General features: G+C 60.2%; 3 protein-coding genes. All 3 read left to right on the forward strand.

The window, feature by feature from the left end; genetic code table 11:
* On the forward strand, positions 1-738 hold a 738-nt coding region (locus tag ABX749_RS32185; protein WP_372899641.1), incomplete at its 5' end, for a hypothetical protein.
* Positions 735-1,034: a hypothetical protein gene (locus tag ABX749_RS32190; protein ID WP_145214049.1), complete on the forward strand. Its 300-nt coding sequence runs from the start codon at positions 735-737 to the stop codon at positions 1,032-1,034. The genes ABX749_RS32185 and ABX749_RS32190, both read left to right, overlap by 4 nt.
* A gap of 9 nt (positions 1,035-1,043) precedes the next feature.
* On the forward strand, positions 1,044-1,620 hold a 577-nt coding region (locus ABX749_RS32195; protein WP_372899642.1), incomplete at its 3' end, for a hypothetical protein.

A 1,620-nucleotide genomic window follows, 5' to 3' on the forward strand; every position in this document is an offset into this window, starting at 1 on the left:
CCTGGGCAAACGAACAAATACCGCCGGCTGCAAACGGTGTTTACGGAGTTCGGTTTGAGTCCGGTCAGGCATCCCAACGCGTTGGAGTACGATTTGCGGGTGGTTTCGTACTTCGATCGCGGGCCAGGCTTTCGCATTGAAGTCGACGGTGCGCCGCAGCACGCCCATCGGCCTTCGTTCACGGGGAACGACGCCGACCCTGAAAAGACGAACCCAAAGATCTGGGGCGAGCTGGATAGCGAGACGATGATCATCACCGCGGCGATGGTGGGCGATCGCCGGCCGGAAGTCCGCTTCCCCGCCACGGTGTCGGCTGATTTTGTTCGCAAACGGTACATCGTGCTGGACCATCCCGGTCTGCAGCATGTCGAGATCGCTGCCGGCACGGTCGTCGGCTATGACTACCAGGGATCGCTGGAAACGAGCGACGGCGGGACGCTGCGGGATCCGTTTGACATGTTGACGGCACTCGGGACGCTGGCGGCGGAGCGATTCTTGACGCCTCGCACGACGGCCAGGATCCGCACCGGTCGGGCGCTGAACATCGAGACGGGATCCCTGATCGCATCGATCAACGGCACAGCGGTCAATGCGGTGATCAGCGAAGTGCGGATCGCGACGCCGGTCGTTGAGTCCGACTCGCCGCCTCCGTATGTGATGGACATCACCGCGATCGACAACGACTTGGACATCACGAGCCTGATCGCACGTGTTCCCGTTCCGGAGGTCGACGCATGAGCGGACCACGGCCAGGGTTCCCATTCGAAGCGATCGCGACGAGCGGGGCGTCGAAGTTCGAGGAAGCGGTGGGACCAGCCGGTGAGGACAAGTTCCATTTCTTCAATGCAGTCCCGATCGAATTCACCGAATCGAATGTCAGCGCCGGTGTCGTTCAGTGGCAGTATGGAAAGCAGAGCACCGGTGACGCGATCCGAACGCGAAACGCGATCAACGTGGACATCCAGCCCACCGATCGGATCGTGATGATGCTTGATGCGAACGGTCTGGGCGTCGTACTGGTCTTACTGTGCTGAGGATGAACGATGGCTGACCGAACGAGCGGCAATTGTTGCCTGGAAACAGACTGCGCGGCGAATTCCTATGACACGATCGGAAAGTGGTCGGCCGCTGCTGGTGCCACGATCACGGATGCCGGCATGGTGTGGGTCACGCCGAACGAGCAGATCCGCACGTTTGACGTGGATGGGGAGGTGAACCCGGCGTTCTTTCTCACCGGGAAGGAGGCGTGGGAACTGCGGTTCTACCTGCGAGGCCAAGCGACGTTCACGATCGATTCCGTTGACTATGCGATCGATACCGATGCCCAGACGATCACGGTTGACGGCCACACGGATTCAATCGGTCAGTTTGAGCGGCACTTGCCGTCTGACGAGCTGTTCTTGTTTCGGTTGCGTGTCACCCCCACGCATGCGTATCTGCTCGGATGCGGGAACTATCAGCTTGGGACCATGTTCGGAGCTGAGGCGAATGCACACTCCATCCTGACCGTTGACCGTTCGACGAACGCGCCAGATTCATTTTCTGTTGTCTGGACCGACGCGACGATCGGAGGGTTCACGATTAGCGACTCGACGGTATCGGTCACGGACACATACGTGC

Source organism: Stieleria sp., assembly GCF_041595215.1.
GTDB classification, from domain to species: Bacteria; Planctomycetota; Planctomycetia; order Pirellulales; family Pirellulaceae; genus Stieleria; species Stieleria magnilauensis.

What these genes read in the sequence shown, in the direction of transcription:
- ABX749_RS32190 (WP_145214049.1), top strand. Translation starts at nt 735, where the DNA reads ATGAGCGGACCACGGCCAGGGTTCCCATTCGAAGCGATCGCGACGAGC.